The organism is Variovorax sp. YR750, from assembly GCF_900109805.1.
In the GTDB taxonomy this organism is placed as follows: domain Bacteria; phylum Pseudomonadota; class Gammaproteobacteria; order Burkholderiales; family Burkholderiaceae_C; genus Variovorax; species Variovorax gossypii.
On sequence record NZ_FOBJ01000003.1, the window covers coordinates 81,313 to 102,683 of the forward strand.

Annotated in this window: 16 protein-coding genes; 7 read left to right on the forward strand and 9 right to left on the reverse strand. The window is 69.0% G+C overall.

What is annotated here, in order from left to right; translation table 11 throughout:
• Positions 1-77 precede the first annotated feature (77 nt).
• Genes BMY35_RS06880 through BMY35_RS06900 form a run of 5 tightly spaced genes read right to left on the reverse strand, consistent with a single transcriptional unit; the run spans position 78 to position 5,785 of the window.
• Complete coding sequence (locus BMY35_RS06880) at positions 78-1,124, reverse strand: ABC transporter ATP-binding protein (protein WP_093196270.1); 1,047 nt, start codon at positions 1,122-1,124, stop codon at positions 78-80.
• Positions 1,124-1,963 (reverse strand): ABC transporter permease, encoded by an 840-nt coding sequence (locus BMY35_RS06885; RefSeq protein ID WP_093196271.1) that lies wholly within the window; start codon positions 1,961-1,963, stop codon positions 1,124-1,126. Before BMY35_RS06885 ends, BMY35_RS06880 begins: the two co-directional genes overlap by 1 nt.
• 5 nt (positions 1,964-1,968) lie before the next feature.
• The gene (locus tag BMY35_RS06890; RefSeq protein ID WP_093196272.1) at positions 1,969-2,922 is read right to left on the reverse strand and encodes an ABC transporter permease; all 954 of its coding nucleotides are present in this window, start codon (positions 2,920-2,922) and stop codon (positions 1,969-1,971) included.
• Positions 2,922-4,190, reverse strand: coding sequence for a lactonase family protein (locus tag BMY35_RS06895; RefSeq protein WP_093196274.1), 1,269 nt, complete (start codon positions 4,188-4,190; stop codon positions 2,922-2,924). The genes BMY35_RS06890 and BMY35_RS06895 overlap by 1 nt, the downstream gene beginning before the upstream one ends.
• Before the next feature lie 20 nt (positions 4,191-4,210).
• The gene (locus tag BMY35_RS06900) at positions 4,211-5,785 is read right to left on the reverse strand and encodes an ABC transporter substrate-binding protein (protein ID WP_093196276.1); all 1,575 of its coding nucleotides are present in this window, start codon (positions 5,783-5,785) and stop codon (positions 4,211-4,213) included.
• 202 nt (positions 5,786-5,987) lie between these two features.
• Between BMY35_RS06900 and BMY35_RS06905 the strand changes: the two genes are divergently transcribed.
• Complete coding sequence (locus BMY35_RS06905; RefSeq protein WP_093196278.1) at positions 5,988-6,377, forward strand: RidA family protein; 390 nt, start codon at positions 5,988-5,990, stop codon at positions 6,375-6,377.
• Between the two features lie 12 nt (positions 6,378-6,389).
• Here the strand turns inward: BMY35_RS06905 and BMY35_RS06910 are convergent, their stop codons facing one another.
• A complete protein-coding gene (locus BMY35_RS06910) occupies positions 6,390-6,986 on the reverse strand; it encodes an ATP-dependent Clp protease proteolytic subunit (RefSeq protein ID WP_093197194.1) in 597 nt (198 codons plus the stop codon).
• 102 nt (positions 6,987-7,088) lie between these two features.
• Between BMY35_RS06910 and BMY35_RS06915 the strand changes: the two genes are divergently transcribed.
• Positions 7,089-7,862: a sigma-70 family RNA polymerase sigma factor gene (locus BMY35_RS06915; RefSeq protein ID WP_093196280.1), complete on the forward strand. Its 774-nt coding sequence runs from the start codon at positions 7,089-7,091 to the stop codon at positions 7,860-7,862.
• Positions 7,863-8,019: 157 nt separating this feature from the next.
• Here the strand turns inward: BMY35_RS06915 and BMY35_RS06920 are convergent, their stop codons facing one another.
• The 3 genes from BMY35_RS06920 to BMY35_RS06935 all read right to left on the reverse strand — a co-directional run bounded on the left by BMY35_RS06920 (position 8,020) and on the right by BMY35_RS06935 (position 11,582).
• The gene (locus BMY35_RS06920; RefSeq protein WP_093196282.1) at positions 8,020-8,985 is read right to left on the reverse strand and encodes an IS110 family RNA-guided transposase; all 966 of its coding nucleotides are present in this window, start codon (positions 8,983-8,985) and stop codon (positions 8,020-8,022) included.
• A 670-nt stretch (positions 8,986-9,655) separates the two neighbouring features.
• Positions 9,656-10,333 carry a lipoprotein-releasing ABC transporter ATP-binding protein LolD gene (gene lolD / locus BMY35_RS06930; protein WP_093196286.1) on the reverse strand — a complete coding sequence of 226 codons (678 nt, stop codon included), beginning with the start codon at positions 10,331-10,333 and terminating at the stop codon, positions 9,656-9,658.
• Complete coding sequence (locus tag BMY35_RS06935) at positions 10,326-11,582, reverse strand: lipoprotein-releasing ABC transporter permease subunit (RefSeq protein WP_093196288.1); 1,257 nt, start codon at positions 11,580-11,582, stop codon at positions 10,326-10,328. Before BMY35_RS06935 ends, lolD begins: the two co-directional genes overlap by 8 nt.
• Positions 11,583-11,637: 55 nt before the next feature.
• Here BMY35_RS06935 and BMY35_RS06940 point away from each other — a divergent pair, with 55 nt between their 5' ends.
• The 5 genes from BMY35_RS06940 to BMY35_RS06960 all read left to right on the forward strand — a co-directional run bounded on the left by BMY35_RS06940 (position 11,638) and on the right by BMY35_RS06960 (position 21,292).
• Positions 11,638-12,606, forward strand: a complete 969-nt coding sequence (locus tag BMY35_RS06940; RefSeq protein WP_093196291.1) for a hypothetical protein — start codon at positions 11,638-11,640, stop codon at positions 12,604-12,606.
• On the forward strand, positions 12,603-14,324 hold the full coding sequence (recJ, locus tag BMY35_RS06945; protein WP_093196293.1) for a single-stranded-DNA-specific exonuclease RecJ: 1,722 nt from the start codon (positions 12,603-12,605) through the stop codon (positions 14,322-14,324). Before BMY35_RS06940 ends, recJ begins: the two co-directional genes overlap by 4 nt.
• Before the next feature lie 159 nt (positions 14,325-14,483).
• Positions 14,484-15,692, forward strand: coding sequence for a GGDEF domain-containing protein (locus tag BMY35_RS06950; protein ID WP_093196295.1), 1,209 nt, complete (start codon positions 14,484-14,486; stop codon positions 15,690-15,692).
• A 208-nt stretch (positions 15,693-15,900) separates the two neighbouring features.
• Positions 15,901-20,079: a WGR and DUF4132 domain-containing protein gene (locus tag BMY35_RS06955; RefSeq protein WP_093196297.1), complete on the forward strand. Its 4,179-nt coding sequence runs from the start codon at positions 15,901-15,903 to the stop codon at positions 20,077-20,079.
• Positions 20,080-20,149: 70 nt separating this feature from the next.
• Positions 20,150-21,292: an ATP-binding protein gene (locus BMY35_RS06960; protein ID WP_093196299.1), complete on the forward strand. Its 1,143-nt coding sequence runs from the start codon at positions 20,150-20,152 to the stop codon at positions 21,290-21,292.
• The last annotated feature ends 79 nt before the right edge of the window (positions 21,293-21,371 follow it).

Below are 21,371 nucleotides of genomic sequence, written 5' to 3' on the forward strand. Positions count from 1 at the left end.
GAGGGCTGCGGGAGCCACCCTCACCCCAACCCTCTCCCACGGACGGGAGAGGGAGCTGGACAGGAACAGCGCCTTCGTCATGCGGCCCTCGCGAGTGGCTGGTCGGGCTGCACGCGAATGCAGCGTGCCTGGCGGCCCTGCCTGATGCCGATCAGCGGCGGCATCGCGTCCTTGCAGCCCGCGAGCGCAAGATCGCAGCGCGGCTCGAAGGCGCAGCCCGGCGGCGGCGCCAGCGGGCTCGACACCTGCCCGCGAATGGCGAACAGGCGCTTGGGCTTGGGCTGGCCGGGCTGGCGCGCCTTGCCTGGCAGGCAGGCCAGCAGGCCCTGCGTGTACGGGTGCTCGGGCTGCGCGAACAGCGGCCGCACCGGCGCGCTCTCGACCACGCGGCCCGAATACATCACCACCACGTCGTCGGCATGGTGCGCGACCACGCCGAGGTTGTGCGTGATGAACAGGATGCTCATGCCCGTCTCGGCCTGCAGCCTGCGCATGAGCTCGAGGATCTGCGCCTGGATGGTCACGTCGAGCGCGGTGGTCGGCTCGTCGGCGATCAGCAGCGTCGGGTCGCAGGCCATGGCCAGGGCGATCATCGCGCGCTGGCGCATGCCGCCCGAGAGCTGGTGCGGGTACTCGTGGATGCGCTGCGCCGCGGCCGGGATCTCCACCAGCTCCAGCATGCGCTGCGCATGCGCGAGCGCCGCCTTGCGGTCGAGCCCCTTGTGCAGGCGCACGCTCTCCGCGATCTGCTCGCCGATGGTGAACACCGGGTTCAGGCTGGTCATCGGCTCCTGGAAGATCATCGACAGCTGGTTGCCGCGCAGCGAGCGCATCTCGCGTTCGCCGATCTGCAGCAGGTCGAGCGACTTGCCCTCGCGCGTCACGAAAGAGGCACTGCCGCTGACCTGCGCGTTGGCTGTCTTGGGCAGCAGGCGCATCAGCGTGAGGCTGGTGACCGACTTGCCCGAGCCCGATTCGCCGACCAGCGCGGTCGTCTTGCCGGGCTGGATCGAGAAGCTCACGTCGGCCACCGAGCGCACGAGGCCGTCTTCGGTCGGAAAGCTTGTGCTCAGGTTGCTGACCGTGAGGCGCGGGGCCTGGTTGTTGTTGGCGGTCGTCGTCATCACGCGCCTTTCTTGAGCTTGGGGTCGAGCAGGTCGCGCACGCCGTCGCCCAGCAGTTGCAGCGACAGCGCCGTGAAGATGATTGCGAGGCCCGGGAACAGCACCACCCAGAAGGCCTGATGCGCGTACTGCTGGCTGCCCGCGACCATGGTGCCCCAGGTCGGGATCTCGGGCGGCACGCCGACACCGAGGAACGAGAGGCCGGCTTCGGCCAGGATGGCGTAGGCGAAGATGAACGACACCTGCACCAGGATCGGCGACATCAGGTTCGGCAGGATGTGCCGCCACAGGATGCGCGAGGTGCGCACGCCCAGCGCGCGCACCGCTTCCACGAAGAGCAGTTCGCGCACCACCAGCGTGGAGGCCCGCACCACCCGCGCCACGCGCGGCGTGTAGACCAGCACCAGCGCCAACACGGTGTTCACGAGCGAGGGCCCGAGAATGGCCACCAGCGCGATCGCCAGCAGGATGTCGGGGAAGGACATCATCGCGTCCACCACGCGCATCAGCGGCGCGTCGAGCCGGCGGAAGAAGCCGGCCATCAGGCCCAGCACGGTGCCGGCGATCACGGCGCCCAGCGCGGTGAGCGCGGCGATGGCCAGCGAGTAGCGCGCGCCGTGGACGATGCGCGAATACAGGTCGCGGCCGAGCTCGTCGGTGCCGAGCAGGTGCTCGGCGCTGGGCGCCTTCAGGCGCTCCAGCACGGCCGTGTCGTTGGGGTCGATGGAAGCGAACAGCGGCGCACCGATCGCGAGCACCGCGATCACCAGCAGCACCAGCGCGGACACCATCACGATGCGTCTGTGCATCAGCTGGCGGAGCATTCGGGGCATTTGCATTTTTCTCAGACCTTCACGCGCGGGTCGACCACCGCGTACAGCAGGTCGATGGAGAAATTGATGAGCACGTAGATCGCGGCGATGACGAGCAGCGCCCCCTGGATCACAGGGTAGTCGCGCCGCAGCACCGCGCTGACCACGAGGTTGCCCACGCCCGGCAGGCCGAACACGGTCTCGGTGATGACGGCGCCGCCGATCATGAGAGCCACCGTGAGGCCGATCACCGTGACGATGGGCACCAGCGCGTTGCGAAGCGCGTGCTTGAGCACCACGGTGCTTTCGCTCAGGCCCTTGGAGCGCGCGGTGCGCACGTAGTCTTCACCCAGCACGTCGAGCATCGAGGCGCGCGTGAAGCGGATGATGAGCGCGGAGTTCAGCAGGCCCAGCACCGTGGCCGGCAGCACCAGCGAATGCAGTCGCTCGGCGAACGGCGCGTCGGGCGCGCCGTAGCCCGACACCGGGAACCAGCCGAACGAGACCGCGAAGATCTGGATCAGCACGATGCCCAGCCAGAAGCTCGGAATGCTCGCGCCCAGCATCGCGATGCCGGTGAAGAGCTGGTCGACCACCCGCCCCCGGAACACGGCGGAGACGATGCCGCAGGGCACACCGATCAGCGCCGCGATGGCCACGGCCATCAGCGCGAGCAGCGTGGTGGGTTCGGAGCGCTCCCACAGCGCCTGCGTCACGGGGCGCTGCAGGAAGATCGACTGGCCGAGGTTGCCCTGGAGCACCTCGCGCAGCCAGTAGCCGAATTGCACGGGCAGCGGCTTGTCGAGGCCGTATTCCTTCTGCACGCGGGCGATGTCGGCGGCGGTGGCCTGGTCGCCCAGCAGCACCGAGACCGGGTCGCCCGAGGCGGCGCGCGTGAGCACGAAGACGAGCACCGCCACGATGGCGAGCACGACCAGCATGCCCGCGGCGCGGGAGGCGATGTAGCGGAAAAGCGATTTCTTCATCACGCGGAGAACTCGATGGCTGCCGCGCTGCCCACCGCGACGTATTGGCCGGTGAACTGGATGTCGCCACCCTTCACGCGGAAGACGGTCACGTTGTCGCCCTGCTTGTTGTGGCACACGTAGAGGAAGCGGCCGCTCGGGTCGAGCGTGCAGCTGCGCGGGTAGTTGCCGCGCGACCATTCCTCGCGCACCAGCGTGGGGGCGCCGGTGCGGGCGTCGACCTTGAAGATCGAGATCGAGTCGTGCAGCCGGTTGAGCGACACGAAGTGCTGGCCGTCCGGCAGCATGCGGATGCCCGATGCGTAGCTGGTGCCCTTGAAGCCCTTGGGCAGCGCCGAGGTCTCGCTCACCAGCGCGAGCACGCCGGTGGCGTTGTCGTAGCGCATGAAGGCGATGGTCGATGCCTCTTCGTTCACCAGGTAGAGCCACTTGCCGTTCGGGTGGAACACGAAGTGGCGCGCGCCGGAGCTTTCCGACACGGCCACCGTGCTCGGCTGGCTCAGCACGCCGGTGATGCGGTCGAAGCGATACGAGATGACGCGGTCGAGCCCCAGGTCGGCCACCAGCACGAAGTCGCCCTTCGGGTCGGCATGCACCATGTGGGCGTGCGGGCCGTCGTGGTCGCTGGTGGCGAAGCCCTCGTGCGAACGCGCGGCCTGCGGCACCACGTCGGCGCCGGGCTTGCAGGGGGTGGACGCGCCGCAGGCTTCCACGTCCTTGTAGACGACGGCTGCAACGCCGGCATCGGGCGTGCCGTCGGCGCGCAGCGCGAGCACGCTGACGTCCCCGCTCGCGTAGTTGGCGGTGAAGAGAAAACGGCCGTCGGGGTGCACGCTGATGTAGGCCGGGTCCTTGCCGCCGCAGGGCGTCTCGGAGACGAAGGTCAGCGCGCCGTCCGCCCCGATACGGAAGGCCGAGACCGAGCCGGCCTCGAACTCGTTGGCCGCATAGAGCATCGGCAGCTTCGGGTGGCGCGCGAGCGAGGCGGGGTTGCGCAGCTTCGCGCCCTCGCCCGTGCTGGCCACGGCCGCCGGTGCGCCCGCAATGGGCTTGAGCGCGCCGGTGGCGCCGTCGAGCACGAACTGGTGCACGCCCTGTCCGCGCCCGCCGCGCCACGGCTTGCCGCCGTCGCTGTAGGTGCCGACGTAGGCGTAGACCGGGCCCTGGGCGGCAGCCCGGGCGGCGAAGGCAAGGGAAGATTCGAGGCCGAGGGCCCCGAGGCCGGAGACCAGTGCGCTGGCTTGCAGAAGTTGGCGACGCGACGGCATGGCTGTGTGTCTCCGCCTTCTTACTTGATCTTCGCGTTCCAGAAGAACGGCCAGGTCGCGGGCTGGTAGTTGTCCAGCGCCGGGCTCTTGGCCGAGAGGCCGTTGAACTTGCCGACGTTGATATACGGCACCTCGTCGTACACCACCTGCTGCACCTTGCCCCACAGCGCACCGCGCTTGGCAGGGTCGCTCTCGACGTTGAAGGCCTGCAGTGCCGACTTCTTGGCCGGCGAATCCCACCAGCCGGGCGCGCCGTCGCCGAGCTGCGGCGGCGAGAGCATGGGCTCGGGGAACTGGCCCGAGTGGGTGACGTAGATGTCCCACAGCTTGGCGTCGTTGCGGCGCTGCACCAGCGTGGCCCAGTCGACCACGTTGAGGTCGACCTTGAAGCCGGCGCGCTTGAGCTGCTCGGCCATCAGCAGGGCCATGTTGTAGTGGAAGTCGTACTGGCGGCTGGTGAGCACGCGGATCGGCTCGCCCTTGTAGCCGGCCTTGGCGGCGGCTTCCTTGGCCTTGGCGGCGTTGCGCTGGTTGTACTGGTCGGCGCCTGCGGCCGAGTAGAACGGCGAGCCCTTCGGGAAGTGGTTGGCCTCGGCCACGAAGAAGCGCGTGTCGCCGAAGCCGGCGGCGAGCATCTCGCCTTCGCCCAGCGCGGTCTGGATCGCCTGGCGCACCGGCTGGCTGGCGGCCACGCCTTCCTTGGTGTTGAGCACGAGGTACGGGAAACCGAACGAGGGCGTCATGATCGGCACGGTCTTGCCGCCCGACTTCTCCAGGCGCGGCAGCGCCTCCACCGGCAGCAGGTCGGCGAAGTCGTACTGGCCGGCCAGCGCGCCCTCGACGCGGGTGCTGGCGTTGGGCACGGGCACGAAGCGCAGCTCCTCGATGGCCGCTTCGCGCTTGCCGCCGTAGCCGCTGGCGGCTTCCTTGCGCGCGCTGTACTTGTCGAAGCGGGTGAGCAGCACGAACTGGTCGGGGCGGCGCTCCTTGAACTTGTAGGGGCCGGTGCCCACGAAGTCCTTCAGCGGCGAAGCGATGGAGTCCTTGGCCATGATGGCGGCCATGCCGCTGGGCAGCGCGAGTTGCGAGAGCAGCGGCGCGTAGGGCTCCTTCAGCACGATCTCGACCGCCAGCGGGCCCTTGGCCTTGAGGCTGTCGACTTCCTTGCCCACGGCCTTGCCGCGCGGCGACTGGTCCATCCAGCGCTGCAGGCTGGCCACCACGTCGTCGGCCGTGAGTTCGCGGCCGTTGTGCAGCATCACGCCCTTGCGCAGGGTGATGGCGTAGGTCTTGCCGTCGGCGGAGATCTTCGGCATGCCCTCGGCCAGCATCGGCACCACGTTCCACTTGGCGTCGAAGGTGTAGAGCGTCTCGTAGACGTGCTGCATGATGGTTCCGACCAGGTCGGCGGTGGACGCCATCGGGTCGAGCGTCTGCGGCTCGGCCACCATCGCCAGCGTGGCGAAGTTGCGCGGGCCCTGTGCGTGGGCGCCCTGTTGGGGCAGCGCGGCGCACAGCATCGCGAGCAAGGAGGCGCCCAGCAGGCTGCGTTTGGACAGCTTGGGCAGACACTGGGCAAGACCGGCGTGGGGCATGGGGAACTCCTTCATGAGGCGGGCTGGTTTGTGAAAGAAATTTTCTCTTTGGCCCGGACTTTGAAGCAGTATTCATGCCTAATCATCCGTGTTAACCCTTGTTCAGGGGTTATTTTGAAATAGATTTTCAAATCAGAGGGATACTCGCGGCGCGTTTCCGCTCTTTCCGTTTCTCTTTTCTTTCATCACACAAGGAGTTCCCATGCCCCTCGAATACCTCGGCGCCCCGCCCCTGGCTTCCGACCGCCAGGTCCGCCCCTTCTCCCCGGCCGTGCGCGCCGGCGACTTCATCTACGTGTCGGGCCAGGTGCCCGTGAACAAGGAAGGCGAGATCGTGGCCGGCGGCATCGAGGCGCAGACGCGCCAGGTGATGGAGAACATCAAGACCGTGCTCGCGCTGGCCGGCGCCACGCTCGACGACGTGTGCAAGAGCACCTGCTGGCTGCAGGACGCGCGCGACTTTGGTGCCTTCAACCGCATCTACATGAGCTACTTCGGTGAAAACAAGCCGGCGCGCTCGACCACCGAGGCGCGGCTGATGGTCGACGCACGCGTCGAGATCGACGTGGTGGCCTACAAGCCCAAGGCCTGATCCGGCACGCGGTCAGCCTTGCAGCTCGGTCTTGCGCTGGATGATGCGCGAGACCAAGCCGTACTCCACGGCCTCCTCGGCCGACAGCCAGCGGTCACGTTCGATGTCGGCCAGCACCACGTCGATGGGCTTGCCGGTCTCGCGCGCGATCTCGTGCGCGATGCGCTGGCGGGCCTTGATGATTTCCTGCGCCTGGATGGCGATGTCTGTCGCCTGCCCGCCCGCGCCGCCGCTGGGCTGGTGGATCAGGAAGCGCGTGTTCGGCAGGCACACGCGGCGCTCGCGCGGCGCCGCCAGGAACAGGTGGGTGGCCGCGCTGCCCACCCAGCCGGTGCCGATCATGTTCACCGGCGCGCTGATGAAGCGCACGATGTCGTGGATGGCGTCGCCCGACTCCAGGTGCCCGCCGGGCGAGCTCACGAGGATGTCGATGGGCTTCTCGGGGCTGTCGGCGTCCAGCGCGATGAGCCGGCGCGTCACGTCGGCGGCCACGGAGTCGCTGATAGTGCCGAAGATCAGCAGCGTTCGCGACTTGAACGCCTTTTCCTCCAGGTAGGAGTTGCGCGGCTCGGCGGTGGCGGCGGGCTTGGTGTCGTCTTCCGATTCCATTGAGAACATGGTGGGCTGCATGAAGAAAGCTCCTGTGGTTGAACTGTCTTGACGAACAAGCCCACAGTTTCGTGACATTGCTGGCTATGGCAAGCTGTGCCGATGCTCGATGAACGCTATCTCTCGCAATTCCCGGCACTGCGCGGCCGGCTGGTTCGCGCGGCGGCGCGCATGCTCGGCGGCCCGGCGGATGCCGAGGACGTGGTGCAGGACAGCTACCTGCGCGCGCTGGAAGCCGGCGACGGGCCCGGGCCGGATTCGGTGCAGGCCTGGCTGACGACCGTGATGCAGAACCTTGCGATCGACAGGCTGCGGCGGGACGGGTGGATGCAGCGGTGGCTGAAGGAGGCCGGAGGGCTTGCGCCCGATGCATCGTCGGCCGAGGCCGAAGCAACGCTGGCAGAAGAAGCCGATAGCGCGTTGCGCATGTTGGCCGAACGCCTCAACCGGCCCGACGCCGCTGCGGTGCTGCTTCGCGAAGTCTTCGAGTTGAGCTACAGCGAGATCGCCGAGGTCAGCGGAAAGACCGAAGCCGGTTGCCGGCAGCAGTTGCATCGCGCCCTGATGCGCTTGCGCGGCGGCGAAGCGTCCTCATCAGAGCGTACACGGGACGAAACCGAAACGGAGGCGGCGCTTCACCTCTATCGCCAATCGCTGCAGAACCGCGACGCGAACGTACTGCTCGCCATGCTGCGCCAGCCCGCGACGCGCGCTGTCGTGCGTTCGGCAGCTGCAGGGGCAACAAAGACACCCGATGCCGTCTGCCAGGTCACTCACGTTGCAGGGCAGATTGGCCTCGTGCTGACGTTGGGCAACCAATTCGTCTGCGTGCTGCCGTTGGGCACGCGGAATGTGCGCGAGGAAGCGCCGGCCTGACAGTCGAGCGAAGCCGGTCCGGCGGCAAAATCCGGCAATGAACAGAAGCTTGTGGGGGATGACGGGAGCGCTCCTGGGCGGACTCTGGATTGCAGTGTTTTTTGCCGCGCTCGGCACACAGGCACTCATCAAGGAAGCGAAGACACCGTTCTGCTTGTCAACCACAGACTGCCTTGGGATGATGATTCACATCGAAGGGCTTGCCCGACTTCAACACCCCGTATGCGATGGCCAGGAGCTTGTGCATGCAGGCCACGACGATGACCTTGCCGGGCTTGTTCTGCGCCTTCAGGCGCTGCCAGAACTCGGCCACCAGCGGGTTGTATCTGCCGGCCACCATGGCCGGGAAGTAAAGCGCGTTCCTGAACTCCCGATGCCCCTGAGGATGCGTTCCTCGTCGCTTGTCCAACGATGTGCCGGACTGTCTGATCATCGGCGTGAGGCTGGCATAGGCAATCAGTGCCTTGACGCAGCCGAATCGCTCGGGACGCCCAATGTATGCGAGCAGCTGGGGAATCGTCCTGTCCCCGAGGCCCGGGATCGAGGCGAGCAGCTCGCCGCGTTGCCGCAGATCGGGGTCGTCGTCGATGGTCTTGCGGATCTGCATGCGCACGTCCTTGATGGACTCGTCCAGGCTCGCGATGACCGCGGTGAGAGACGACTTGACCGCGTCGTGGGCGACCTCCAGGCGGTTCGACTCGGCCTGCCTGAGTTCCAGCAGCGTGTCCAGCCGAGCCACCAGCGCCTGCAGCGAGCGCACGCCTGCAGAAGGTGCCTCCCACAACGCCGGAGCGGTCCTGTCGCAAAACCGCGCCAGGGCCTTCGCATCGCCGCCATCGGTCTTGTTGCGAACACCCTCGAGCTCCATGAATCGCTTCACCTGCAGCGGGTTCACGACCGAGACTGCCACCGTCTGGTCATGCAGGAACAGCGCCAGGGCCTCGTGGTACGTCCCGGTGGCTTCCATGCAGACGTGGGCCGTTGCCTTGCCATCGGGCAGATTGGATTGCAGCCATCGCAGCAGTTCCGCGAAGCCGCTCGAGTTGTTGGGGAACACCTTGGAGCGGTACTTGCCGTCCGCCCGCAGCCACGCCACATCGAGCTTCATCTTGCTGATGTCCACTCCTACCTTGCATGTCACCGTGATACTCCTTGGCAGCAGAGTCAATGCGCCACATTCGACACGCGCACCCTGATATGCGGGGTCGTCGCCAGCGCATCGGCCGACGACGCCCCAAGACACCGTTCGAGCTACAGCGTCGAATCCGTACGGTTCCCCAGTCTTTATTGCGGGCTGGATGGCCCAAGGAGGAGCACAGGGTCTACCGAACGGGCTCCCTTCAGCGCTACGGGAGCGGATAAACAATATCAGAGAGAGGAGCTTTCAGTCGCTTCAGGGTTGTTTATCGGTGTCGAGCCGGGCAAAGGACGGGCGCGATCCACGAACTATGCGGTCATCGAGTCCGGTGGCCGCTCCGAGCGCTTCTCCATCCATGCATGCGAACAACAGATCGTCCGAGTGGCACAAGGCACCTCGGTTTCCGTTCTGCACGATGGCTCCAGGCTCTTCGAGATGACGGCTGACGGCCAGGCGCAATGCGCCTATGCGTCCACTGCCCAGGTCCTGGCGCAGGCTCGAAGCAGCAGCCTTAAGTGGACTCTCTCCATTGCCACGGGGGGCACGTTGCTGGTGCTGCTGGCCATTTGGTCACGCTGGCGGACCAGCCGCCACCTAATACGGCTTCGAGCCGCTATGCAGCGCCGCGAAGCCGGTGGTCCCGACAGCTAGCGACTCAACCCGCCAGGCGCCCCGCCACCAGCTGCAACACCCGGTCGCAGCGCTTCGCCAGATCCTGGTCGTGCGTGACCATCACGAAGGCGGTGCCGTGCCGGTGCGCGAGGTCGAGCATCAATGCGAACACCGTGTCGGCTGTGCTGCGGTCGAGGTTGCCCGTAGGCTCGTCGGCCAGCACGCAGGCCGGCTCGGTGACCAGCGCGCGCGCGATCGCCACGCGCTGACGCTCTCCGCCCGAGAGTTCGGCCGGACGGTGATACAGGCGCTGGCCCAGGCCCACGCTCTCGAGAATCTTCGCTGCCGACTGCGCCGCCGCATGAGGCTCGGTGCGGCGGATCTTCAGCGGCATGGCCACGTTGTCGAGCGCGCTGAACTCGGGCAGCAGGTGATGGAACTGGTAGACGAAGCCCAGGTGCTGGTTGCGCAGACGGCCCTGCTCCGCCGGATCGGCATGCGCGATGTCCTTGCCCAGCAGCTCGACCTTGCCAGCCGTGGGCTCGTCGAGGCCGCCCATCAGGTGCAGCAGCGTGCTCTTGCCGGAGCCGGAGGCGCCGACGATGGCGAGCGTTTCGCCGGCATGCACGTCGAGGTCGACGCCATGCAGCACGGTCAGGTCGAGCCGCCCCTCGTGGAACCGCTTGGTCAGTCCACGGGCCTTCAATACAACTTCACTCATAGCGCAGGGCTTCGGCGGGGTTCACGCGGCTGGCGCGCCAGCTCGGGTACAGCGTGGCGACGAAGGCCAGCACCAGGGAAATGATCGCGATCGGCACGATGTCGCTTTGCTGCGGATCGCTGGGCATCTTGCTGATCAGGTAGATGTCCTTCGGCAGGAAGCTCGCGTGGAAGAGCTGCTCCAGGAAGGGCACGATCACGTCGATGTTGTAGGCGATGCCCAGGCCCAGCAGCAGGCCGGCCACGGTGCCGATCACGCCCACCATTGCGCCCTGCACCACGAAGATGCCCATGATGCTGCGCGGCGAACTGCCCAGCGTGCGCAGGATGGCGATGTCGGCGCGCTTGTCGGTCACGGTCATGACGAGCGTGGAGACCAGGTTGAAGGCCGCCACCGCCACGATCAGCGTGAGGATGATGAACATCATGCGTTTCTCGACCTGCACGGCCGCGAACCAGGTCTTGTTCTGGCGCGTCCAGTCGCGGATGAGGAACTCGCCCGGCAGCGTGACTGCGAGCTGGTCGGCCACGTCGCGCGCCTCGTTGAGGTTCTTGAGCTTCAGCCGGATGCCGGTGGGGCCCTCGAGGCGGAACACCTTGGCGGCGTCCTGCTCGTGCACCATGGCCAGCGCGGAGTCGTACTCGTAGTGGCCCGAGTCGAAGGTGCCGACCACGGTGAACTGCTTCAACCGCGGCACCACGCCCGCCGGCGTGACCTGCCCGCCCGGCGCCACCAGCGTGACCTGGTCGCCCGGCTGCACGAAGAGCGAACGCGCCAGCTCCGCGCCGAGCACGATGCCGAACTGGCCCGGCACGAGCTTGTCGAAGGTGCCCCTGGAGGCGATGCCGTTGATGTCGGTGACCTCGGGCTCGAGCTTGGGATCGATGCCGCGCACGATCGTGCCCTTCATGTCCTCGCCGCGCGCAATGAGCGCCTGGGTGTTGATGAAGGGCGCCGCGCCGACCACCTCGGGGTGCTTGCGCGCCGCCGCCATGATCTCGTCGAGCTGCTGCAGCGCCTGGCCGTCGCGCGAGAAGATCTCGATGTGCGACACCACGCCGAGCATGCGGTCGCGCACTTCCTTCTGGAAGCCGTTCATCACACTGAGCACAATGATCAGCGCCGCCACGCCCAGCGCGATGCCGAGCATCGAGACACCGGAGATGAAGGAGATGAAGCCGTTGCGCCGCGTCGCCCGTCCCGCGCGCGTGTAGCGCCAGCCGAGCTGCAGTTCATAAGGAAGTCGCATAGGGTCGGAATTGTGGCATTCCGGATGGCCCTGGGGCTTCCCGGACAATAAGGGGATGGCCGAAACCTCCCCACGCCAATTACTGATTCCCTTCGCCGGCCGCGGTTCCCCGTCGTGCCGCGCGGCCCTGCCCACGCTTCGGCTCCCCAATCTCGAAAGCCTGCTCTCCCGCCTCACCCTCGCCGACACCGATACGCAGGACGAAAGCACGCGCTCGCCTCCGCATGAACGCGCGCTGGCACAGGCGCTGGGCATCGCCTCGCCCGACGGCTGCATCCCCTGGGCCGCGCTGGAAGCGCGCCGGCTGGGCATCGCCGCGCCCGGCGACACCGAAGGCTGGGGGCTGGTCACGCTGTGCAACTGGCAGGTCGGCATCGACGACGTGGTACTGGGCGACCCGGCATCCATCGAGATCGATGACGCCGAATCGGCCGCCCTGCTCGACGCCGCGCGACCCTTCTTCGAGGAAGACGGCATCGCGCTGCACGCCTCGCCCGTGCCCGGCCGCTGGCTGGCGCGCGCCGGCATCTTCGACGGGCTGGCCACCGCCTCCATCGACCGCGCGGTGGGCTACCCGGTCTCGCAGTGGTCGCCGCTGGCCGACGCCGCGCGGCCGCTGCGCCGGCTGCAGAACGAAATGCAGATGCTGCTGTACACCCAGCGCGTGAACGACGAGCGCACCGCGCGCGGCGTGCCGCCGATCAACTCCTTCTGGCTCGCCGGCACCGGCGCGCTGAAGAAGGAAGCCGCGGAACCGGCGACGGCGCCGACCGTGAACGACACCCTGCGCATCGCCGCGCTGCGCGACGACGGCATCGGCTGGGCCGCCGCCTGGCAGGCGCTCGACGCCGGCCCGCTGGCCGCATTGCTGGCCGACTACACGCGCGGCGCGGGCGACGTGTCGCTCACGCTGTGCGGCGACCGCGCCTCGCAGCGCTACACCGTGCAGCCGCGCGGCCTGGCGCGCTGGGCGAAGAGCCTGTTCGAGCGCAAGCAGGCTGCCACCATGCTGGAGGCGCTATGAAAATCGTAGCCCGCGACATTCCGCCGCGCACCGTCTGGGCGCTGGAACAGGCCGGCGTGCATCCGCTGCTGGCAAGGCTTTTCGCGGCGCGCGGCGTGCGCGCCAAGGAAGAACTCGACGACGGCCTCGCGCTGCTGCTGCCGCCCGACGCGCTGCTCGGCACCCGCGAGGCCGCCGCGCTGCTGGCCGACGCCATCGCGCAGGACAGGCGCCTGTGCATCGTCGCCGACTACGACTGCGACGGTGCCACCGCCTGCGCGGTCGGCGTGCGCGGCCTGCGCCTGCTGGGCGCGAAGAACGTGAGCTACCTCGTGCCCGACCGCGTGGTCGACGGCTACGGCCTCACGCCGCCCATTGCCGAGCGCGTGGCCGCGAGCGGCGCCGACATGCTCATCACCGTCGACAACGGCATCGCCAGCGTCGAGGGCGTGGCCGCCGCCAAGGCGCGCGGCCTGCAGGTGCTGGTGACCGACCACCACCTGCCCGGCCCCGAGCTGCCCTCGGCCGACGTGCTGGTCAACCCCAACCAGCCCGGCTGCGGCTTCGAGAGCAAGAGCATCGCCGGCGTCGGCGTCATGTTCTACGTGCTGCTGGCGCTGCGTTCGGAGCTGCGCAGGCGCGGCGTGTTCGACACGGCCAGCCAGCCGAAGCTCGATGCGCTGCTGCCGCTGGTGGCGCTCGGCACGGTCGCCGACGTCGTGCGGCTCGATGCCAACAACCGCCGCCTGGTAGCGCAGGGCCTGCGTCGCATCCGCGCTGGCAGCATGCCGGCCGGCGTCGCGGCGCTGTTCAAGGCGGCCGGGCGCAATGCTTCCGTTGCGACCACCTTCGACTTCGGCTTCGCTCTCGGCCCGCGCATCAACGCCGCGGGCCGGCTGTCGGACATGACGCTGGGCATCGAATGCCTGCTGACCGACGACGCGGGTCGCGCCGAAGAACTCGCGCGCATGCTCGACGGCATCAACCGCGAGCGGCGCGACATCGAGGGCGGCATGCGCGACCAGGCGCTGTTGCTGGCCGAGTCGCTGTTCGCCGCCGACGGCGAGGGCATCGAAGCGCCGCCGCCCGCCATCAGCGTGTTCGACGCGGGCTTCCACGAAGGCGTGGTCGGCATCGTGGCCTCGCGCATCAAGGACCGCTTTCACCGCCCCACCTTCGTCTTCGCTGCGAGCGGGGCGCCCGGCAAGGAGCAGGAGCTGAAAGGCTCGGGCCGCTCGATCCCGGGTTTCCACCTGCGCGACGCGCTCGACCTCGTGGCCAAGCGCCACCCCGGCGTGCTGCTGCGCTTCGGCGGCCATGCGATGGCGGCGGGCTGCACCGTCGCGCGCGAGCACTTCGAGACCTTCGAGAAGGGCTTCGCGCAGGTGGCGCGCGAGCTGCTGGCCGAGTCCGCGCTCACGCGCCAGATCGAGACAGACGGGCCCATCGCCCGCGAGTACATGCGCATCGACCTCGTCGACACGCTGCACCGCGAGGTGTGGGGCCAGGGCTTCGCGCCGCCGACCTTCAGCGAGGAAGTGGAAGTGGTGTCGCAGCGGCTGGTGGGCGAGAAGCACCTGTCGCTCAAGCTCCGGCACCAGGGCCAGCCGATCGACGCGATGTGGTTCAGCCACACCGAGCCGCTGCCGCCACGCGTGAAGCTGGCGTTCAGGCTCGATGCGGACGAGTGGCAGGGCGTGCGCCGGCTGCGCTTCCTGGTCGAAGGCGCAGAGTTCTAGCCGGGCGCGTACGAGGGATACCCCGTACCCGCATCGGGCACGGAGACAGGCTCGCCGTCACTGCTTCGCGGCTACGATCGGCGGCTCACTTCGCACCAGCCTCTTGCCCGACCGGATGCCGCCCAGCCCCCGCCCCGTTCCAGCCACGCGCCGCAGCACATGGCTGCCGATGTGAGCCACGGCCTGCTGGCCGGCCTGATGGTCTGCGGCCTCGTGCTGCTGGTGGTGTCCGGCGCGCGCCTGCATGGCTGGTATCTGCTGGCCAGCGGCTTCGCGCTCGCCGCCTTCGCGGGACTGGAGCGCTTCGCGCCCGATGACCCGCTCGCGCACTGGGCAGCGCTCGCGCTGGTGCTGTGGGCCGCCTGCCGGCTTCAGTTCGCGCGGCAGCTGCTGGGGCTGAGCCGGTTCGTGCCGCGCCTCGACAAGGTGGTCCTGGTGCTGCTCGCCGCGCTGGCTCTCGCGGCGATTCATGCCGCGGTCGAAACCCGGCTTCCCTCGATATTGCGCGTGCTGCAGGCACTGGTGGTCGCCTCCACCGTGATCCTCGCGGCCGGCGCGCTGGCGGTGCGGCGCCGGACGAACTGGCCCGCCCTGCTGTTCTGTGCCGGCGCGGTGCTGCTGATGGCGGGCATCTCGATCGCGCACCTCCCCGGCTGGAGCGAACAGCCGTGGGCGTCCGGGCGGGTGAACCCGGCGCAGGCCGCCGTGATCGCCGAGCTGGCGGTGCTTGCGCTGGCCGCCGCCGCGCGCCTGCGGGCCGAACGGGCAATGGAAATGCGCGCACATGCGCTCATGGCCGCCCCCGGCATCGACGCGCTCACCGGCGCCGCGAGCCGGACCGGCTTCGAACGCCGCGGCGAGGAATGGCTGCGCGAGGACCGGCAGTTCTCGCTGATGCTGATCGACCTGAACGGCTTCGCGGCGGTGAGCGAACGACACGGCCGCGCGGCCAGCAACGCGGTGCTGGCCGCCATCGCGCAGCGCCTGCGCGAGCAGGTGCGCGCCGACGACCTGGTGGCCCGGCTGGAGGGCAGTGCGCATGCCGGGGTTCGTGCACACGACAACAGCGACGACAGCTCGTTCGCGATCCTCCTGGTCGGCAACCCGCCACGGCAGAAGCTCGCGGAGATGGCCATCCGCATCGAGACCGCCGGCGCGCGCCCGGTGGTCCACGAGGGCCGGCTGCTCGCCGGCGGCGAGCTCAGCATGGGCATCGCCTGCCACCCCGCCGACGGCGACACGCTGGCCGGCCTGCTCGAATCGGCCGACCGCGCGCTGCAGCATTGCAAACGGCAGCGCATGGGGCCGGCCTATGTCTTCGCGGGCGAGCTCGGGCAGCGCCAGCATGCCGGCGGCGCGGCCGCGTGAATGATTTCTTCGTAACCGCTTCGCATCGCCCGGTGTACGAAGCGAAATCTTCTTGCCGCCAGGCGCCCCGCAGGGGCCAAGCCTTCACGCCGGCCCTTTATCCTCGGCGGCGAACCCAGCGGAAGGAATGAACCGCGCGCCCGTCGCAAGGGCTCGCGAGCGTCGTCGCCGACCGCACTTCATCGATTGACAGGAGGACGTTTTTTCCATGCGCCGTTTTGAACTGATCGAAGGAACCGCCAGCAAATTCTGGGAAATCGAGCAGGCAGACACCGAACTCAATATCCGCTGGGGCCGCATCGGCACTGCCGGCCAGAGCCAGACCAAATCTTTCGCCGACGCCGCCAAGGCCGGCACCGCGCTGACCAAGCTGGTGACCGAGAAGACCGGCAAGGGCTACAGCGAAGTCGGCGTGGCCGCCGGCACGGCCATCGGCAAGACCGAGGCGAAGCCGAAGGCCGAGGCGGCACCCAAGGCGCAGGCAGCCGCACCGGCAGCCCCGGCTGCGGCGCAGGAGCCCGCTGCGGCACCCGCAGCAGCACCAGCAGTTCCCACGGCCCCCACCGAGAGCATCGACGCGCAGGCCGAACGCGCATTCGAAGCGGTGCGCGCACAGATGGAAGCCGACCAGATCGCGTCCACCGAGGTGATCACCGTGGCAGTCCTCAAGCGCCAGCACGGCGTGAGCGAACAGGGCGCCGCGCTCGCCTTCAAGCGGTTGCGCAGCACCGGCCTGCTGTACGGCTGGGGCACCAGCTGCACGCCCGCCAAGAACGCGCAGGCCCTCGCGAAGGAGCTGGGCGCCGCCTCGCCCGCGGCGCAAGGCGCCACGCCCGCACCGGCCGGCGCCGAGCCCGTGGCCGCGAGCGCCGACACGCCGCCGTGGCTCGCGGCCGGCACGCCCGTGCGGCTTTCGCCCGAGATGCAGCGCGAAGCCTTTCCCTCGCGCCGCTTTCCGGCCAAGCCCTTCGAGGAAGTGCCGAGCGCCGGCGCGGCCTGGCTGCCGGTGCGCCGCAAGCTGGATCTCAACGTCAACATGACGGGCACCGATGCCGCGCTGCGCGCTGCCGCCCAGCGCATGATCGACCGCAGCACGCAGCCCATTCCCGCGCCCGATGCCGAGGCCGACACCGTGCTGCTGGCGCTCGCGCTGGGCACCGGCGGCAACTACAACACGAGCGAGATGGGCGAGGTGGTGGTGAACTACCTCGTCAAGCAATACGGGCTGCCGGACACCGTCGACATGGTGCTCGCCGCGCAGCAGATCGAGGTGCAGTCCGCCTACGACCGGGCGACGAAGAAGCACCAGTACAGCTTCTCCGCCACCGTCACGCGCCAGATGGGCAGCTCCTACTACGGCCCGCTGGGAGCCGGCGAGCAGGCGCTGCGCGCGCACCTGTCGCTGGCCACGCCCGAGGTCTGGCAGGACTGCCGCGACCGCATCGAGGCGGGCCTGCCCAAGGTGCACCCGATGCGCCAGCCGGCGCTCGCGATGCTGCTGCCCGACGCGCCCGAGATCTCGAACGCGCTCGTGCACACGCTGGCCGCCGACAAGTCCGCGCCCGAGACCATGCACTGGCTGCAGCTCACGGCTACCGACCCCGATGCCATCGCACTGGCCGCGAAGGTGCGCCTGAGCTATTCGGCCGGCTTCTGGGGCAGCGGCTCCATGACGAGCACGATGGTGCAGGAGCGCGGCGTGGACGCCGTGCCGGTGCTGGAGCGCGGCGCCGCGAACGACCACGCGGGCGACGCGCTCGCCTGCATCGGCACGCCCGAGGCCGTGCAGGCGCTGGCGCGCGTCGCGGGCAGCTCGAAGCAGGCGCTGGCGCGGCTGGCGCTGGCCGTCGATCGCTGGCCGATGGCGGCGATTCCGGCGCTGTCGCGGCTGGTCGCGGCGGGCGGCAAGGACGCCAACCTCGTCACGCCCAGCCTCACGCGCCTGCTGCGCGCGCATGGCGCCGCGCTGCCGGCACTGCGGCCGTGGCTCGACGCGGGCGCGCAGGCGGTGATCGACAAGCAGCTCTCGCTGCTCGCCGGCCCCACCGAAGTGGCCGACGCGAGCGAGCTGCCCGGCGTGCTGGCCGCGCCGCCCTGGCTCGCCAAGGTGCAGAAGAAGGCTGCCGGCGCGCTGGTGCTGGAGCCGCTGGCCGTGGCGCCGGTGGAGCAATGGGCCGAAGGCAAGCGCGAAAGCGCGCTGCGCCTGAACTCGTGGCAGACCGGCCGCCATGACGCCGCCGCGAAGAACGTCGAGACGCTGCTCGACGAGCTGGGCTTCGACAAGGGCCGCAAGAGCCTCGTGCCGTTCGCAAAGACCGCGGCAGCCGCCATCGCCGCCGGAAACGCCGAGGGGCTCGTCACGAGCTGGCGCGAGATGGTGGCCGAGCGCAAGAAGGACCGCTACTACTGGTTCAGCTTCCACGCGAGCTTCGTGCCGCTGCTGCCGGCGCCGATCGGCATCGCGTTCTGGAACGCCGTGGCGGGCGAGGCCGAGAGCGACGACATCGGCCGCATCCTCGCCACCCACGGCCTCGCCGTGCTGCCCGGCCTGGTGGCGATGGTGCGCTCCAAGCCCACCGACAACCTCTCGTACGCGCTGTACTACGGCGCTGCCGAACTGGCCATGCCGGCCGCGCGCGCCTTCGCCAAGCTCAAGACGCTGCGCGCCGAAGGCCGCGAATGGCTGCTGAAGTACCCCGAGCACACCGCCTGCGGCCTGATTGCGCCCGCGCTGGGCAAGGCCGGCGAGGCGCGCGACTGCGCGGGCTCCGCCCTGCGCCTGCTGCAGGCCAACGGCCACGAGGCGCTGCTGCTCGAAGTGGCAGGCCGCTACGGCAAGCCCGAGGTGGTGGAGGCGCTGCGCGCGGTGCTCGAGGAAAGCCCGCTCGACCGCTTCCCCACCCGCCGCTCGAAGCTGCCCGAGTTCTGGCAGCCGCGCGGCTGGCGCCGGCCCACGCTGAAGAACGGCAAGGCGCTGCCCGACGACGCGCTCGACCATCTGGGCCAGATGCTGACCTTCCCGACCAACGAGGAAATCTACGGCGGCATCGCGGTGGTCAAGGAAGCCTGCGACGCCGGCTCGCTCGCCGAATTCGCCTGGGACGCCTTCACCGCCTGGCTCGAAGCCGGCGGCCCGAGCAAGGAAGGCTGGGCGCTCACCTCGCTGGGCTTCCTCGGCAACGACGACACCGCGCGCAAGCTCACGCCCTTCATCCGTGCATGGCCCGGCGAATCGGCGCACGCGCGCGCGGTGACCGGCCTCGACGTGCTGGCGGGCATCGGCAGCGACGTCGCGCTGATGCTGCTCAACGGCATCGCGCAGAAGGTCAAGTTCAAGGGCCTGCAGGACAAGGCGCGCGAGAAGATCGACGCCATCGCCGAGGCGCGCGGCCTGAGCACCGAGGAACTCGAAGACCGGCTCGCGCCCGACCTCGGCCTCGACGAGCAGGGCACCATGCGGCTGGACTTCGGCCCGCGCGCCTTCAAGGTGGGCTTCGACGAGACGCTCAAGCCGTATGTGCGCGAGACCGGTGCCGACGGCGTGGACGGCGCGCGCCTGCCCGACCTGCCCAAGCCCAAGAAGACCGACGACGCCGAGCTGAGCAAGGAAGCCGTCGAGCGCTTCAAGCTGCTCAAGAAGGACGCGCGCACCGTCGCGAGCCAGCAGCTGCTGCGCCTCGAGGTGGCGATGTGCGCGCGCCGCCGCTGGACGCCCGACGTGTTCCGTACCTTCCTGGTCGAGCATCCGCTGGTGCGCCACATCGTGCAGCGGCTGATCTGGGGCGTGTACGAGGTGGCGGGCGGCGGCAGCTACGGCGGCACGCTGAAGGCCTGCTTCCGCGTGGCGGAGGACGGCAGCTACACCACGGCGGAGGACGATGCCTTCGAACTGCCCACGGGCGACAACCTGCGCATCGGCGTACCGCACGCGCTCGACCTTCCGGCCGCCGACGCCGCGGCCTTCGGCCAGGTGTTCGCCGACTACGAACTGCTGCAGCCCTTCGCGCAGATCGGCCGCGACATCTACACGCTGACCGACGAAGAGAAGAAGAGCTTGAAGCTGGAGCGCTGGAAGGACGTGAAAGTGCCCACCGGCCGCGTGCTGGGGCTGGCCAACAAGGGCTGGCGCCGCGGCCAGGCGCAGGACGCCGGCTGCATCTGGTACTTCAGCAAGCCGCTGGGCACCAACCGCGTGATCGAGCTGAGCCTGGACCCCGGCATCATCGTCGGCATGGTGGACGAATACCCCGAACAGACGCTGGGCCAGGTGCAGGTGGGCAAGCCCTCGGGCTGGGGCGACATGAGCGAAGCCGAGGAGCTGCACCTGCTCGACCCTATTTCCGCCAGCGAACTCATCCGCGACATGGAAGGTTTGCGAGCGGCATGAGGCTCGTCGCCCGCGGCCGGGCAAGCCGGCCGCGCGGTGCTTCCGAACATTGACCCGACCGATTTCAAAGATGGCCACATCGAACAAGTCCAAAGACGCTGCCGCGACGGCGCAGCAGCAACTCCAGCGCCCGCCGGCCGAGATCCTCTACGCCGCGCAGCTCGCGCGGCTGCAGGCACAGGACAAGGACCCGCGCCCACCCGGCTGGGTGCTGAGCCTGAAGGCCGCGCGCTCCTTCATCCTCGGCGACACGGCGCTCGACATCGCGCCGAAGATCGTCGCGCCGGTGGCCAGCATCGAGCGCATGCTGGTCACGCTGGCCACGGGGCGCGGGCTGATGCTGGTGGGCGAGCCGGGCACGGCGAAGTCGATGCTCTCGGAGCTGCTGGCCACCGCCATCTCTGGCATCTCGACGCTCACCATCCAGGGCGGTGCATCGATCACCGAGGACCAGATCAAGTACGGCTGGAACTACGCGCTGCTCATCAACGAAGGGCCGAGCCCGCGCGCGATGGTGCCGGCGCCGCTGTACCTCGGCATGCAGCAGGGCCAGGTGGTGCGCTTCGAGGAAATCACGCGCGCGCCGCTGGAAGTGCAGGACTGCCTGCTGGGCATGCTCTCCGATCGCGTGATGGCGGTGCCCGAGCTCTCGGGCGAGCACGGCATGCTCTATGCGCGCGAGGGCTTCAACATCATCGCCACCGCCAACACGCGCGACCGCGGCGTGAACGAGATGAGCGCGGCGCTGAAGCGGCGCTTCGACTTCGAGACGGTGTTTCCCATCCTCGACTTCGACCGCGAGCTGGCGCTGGTGCAGGAATCGTCGGCGCGGCTGCTCGCGCAGAGCGGCATTCCGAAGACGGTGCCCGCGCCCGTGCTGGAGCTGCTGGTGTCCACCTTCCGCGACCTGCGCGGCGCGCCCGCCAAGGGCGACGGCGGCAACGGCGGCAGCGACGCGGCCATGGACCGCCTCACCGCCGTGATGTCCACCGCCGAGGCCGTGAACGTGGCGCACGCGGTGGGTGTGCGCGCATGGTTCCTCGAACAGCGTGAAGGCTCGCCCGCGGATCTCGTCGACTGCATCGCCGGCACGGTGGTGAAGGACAACGCGGACGACCGCGCGAAGCTGCGACGCTATTTCGAGCAGAAGGCGGCCAAGCGCAACGGCACGCACTGGCGCGCGTACTACGAAGCCCGCCACCGACTGCCCTGATATGAGCAAACCCCCAGGCTTCGCGCACTTCGTGTCGCTTCGCCAACCCCCTTGCAGGGGGCAACACCTGCGGCCCGGC

What these genes read in the sequence shown, in the direction of transcription:
- BMY35_RS06880 (WP_093196270.1), bottom strand. Translation starts at nt 1,124, where the DNA reads ATGACGACGACCGCCAACAACAACCAGGCCCCGCGCCTCACGGTCAGC.
- BMY35_RS06895 (WP_093196274.1), bottom strand. Translation starts at nt 4,190, where the DNA reads ATGCCGTCGCGTCGCCAACTTCTGCAAGCCAGCGCACTGGTCTCCGGC.
- BMY35_RS06910 (WP_093197194.1), bottom strand. Translation starts at nt 6,986, where the DNA reads ATGGAATCGGAAGACGACACCAAGCCCGCCGCCACCGCCGAGCCGCGC.
- BMY35_RS06960 (WP_093196299.1), top strand. Translation starts at nt 20,150, where the DNA reads ATGGCCACATCGAACAAGTCCAAAGACGCTGCCGCGACGGCGCAGCAG.
- BMY35_RS06955 (WP_093196297.1), top strand. Translation starts at nt 15,901, where the DNA reads ATGCGCCGTTTTGAACTGATCGAAGGAACCGCCAGCAAATTCTGGGAA.
- recJ (WP_093196293.1), top strand. Translation starts at nt 12,603, where the DNA reads ATGAAAATCGTAGCCCGCGACATTCCGCCGCGCACCGTCTGGGCGCTG.
- BMY35_RS06885 (WP_093196271.1), bottom strand. Translation starts at nt 1,963, where the DNA reads ATGCAAATGCCCCGAATGCTCCGCCAGCTGATGCACAGACGCATCGTG.
- BMY35_RS06940 (WP_093196291.1), top strand. Translation starts at nt 11,638, where the DNA reads ATGGCCGAAACCTCCCCACGCCAATTACTGATTCCCTTCGCCGGCCGC.
- BMY35_RS06950 (WP_093196295.1), top strand. Translation starts at nt 14,484, where the DNA reads ATGGCTGCCGATGTGAGCCACGGCCTGCTGGCCGGCCTGATGGTCTGC.
- BMY35_RS06890 (WP_093196272.1), bottom strand. Translation starts at nt 2,922, where the DNA reads ATGAAGAAATCGCTTTTCCGCTACATCGCCTCCCGCGCCGCGGGCATG.
- BMY35_RS06905 (WP_093196278.1), top strand. Translation starts at nt 5,988, where the DNA reads ATGCCCCTCGAATACCTCGGCGCCCCGCCCCTGGCTTCCGACCGCCAG.
- BMY35_RS06915 (WP_093196280.1), top strand. Translation starts at nt 7,089, where the DNA reads ATGCTCGATGAACGCTATCTCTCGCAATTCCCGGCACTGCGCGGCCGG.
- BMY35_RS06935 (WP_093196288.1), bottom strand. Translation starts at nt 11,582, where the DNA reads ATGCGACTTCCTTATGAACTGCAGCTCGGCTGGCGCTACACGCGCGCG.
- BMY35_RS06900 (WP_093196276.1), bottom strand. Translation starts at nt 5,785, where the DNA reads ATGCCCCACGCCGGTCTTGCCCAGTGTCTGCCCAAGCTGTCCAAACGC.
- lolD (WP_093196286.1), bottom strand. Translation starts at nt 10,333, where the DNA reads ATGAGTGAAGTTGTATTGAAGGCCCGTGGACTGACCAAGCGGTTCCAC.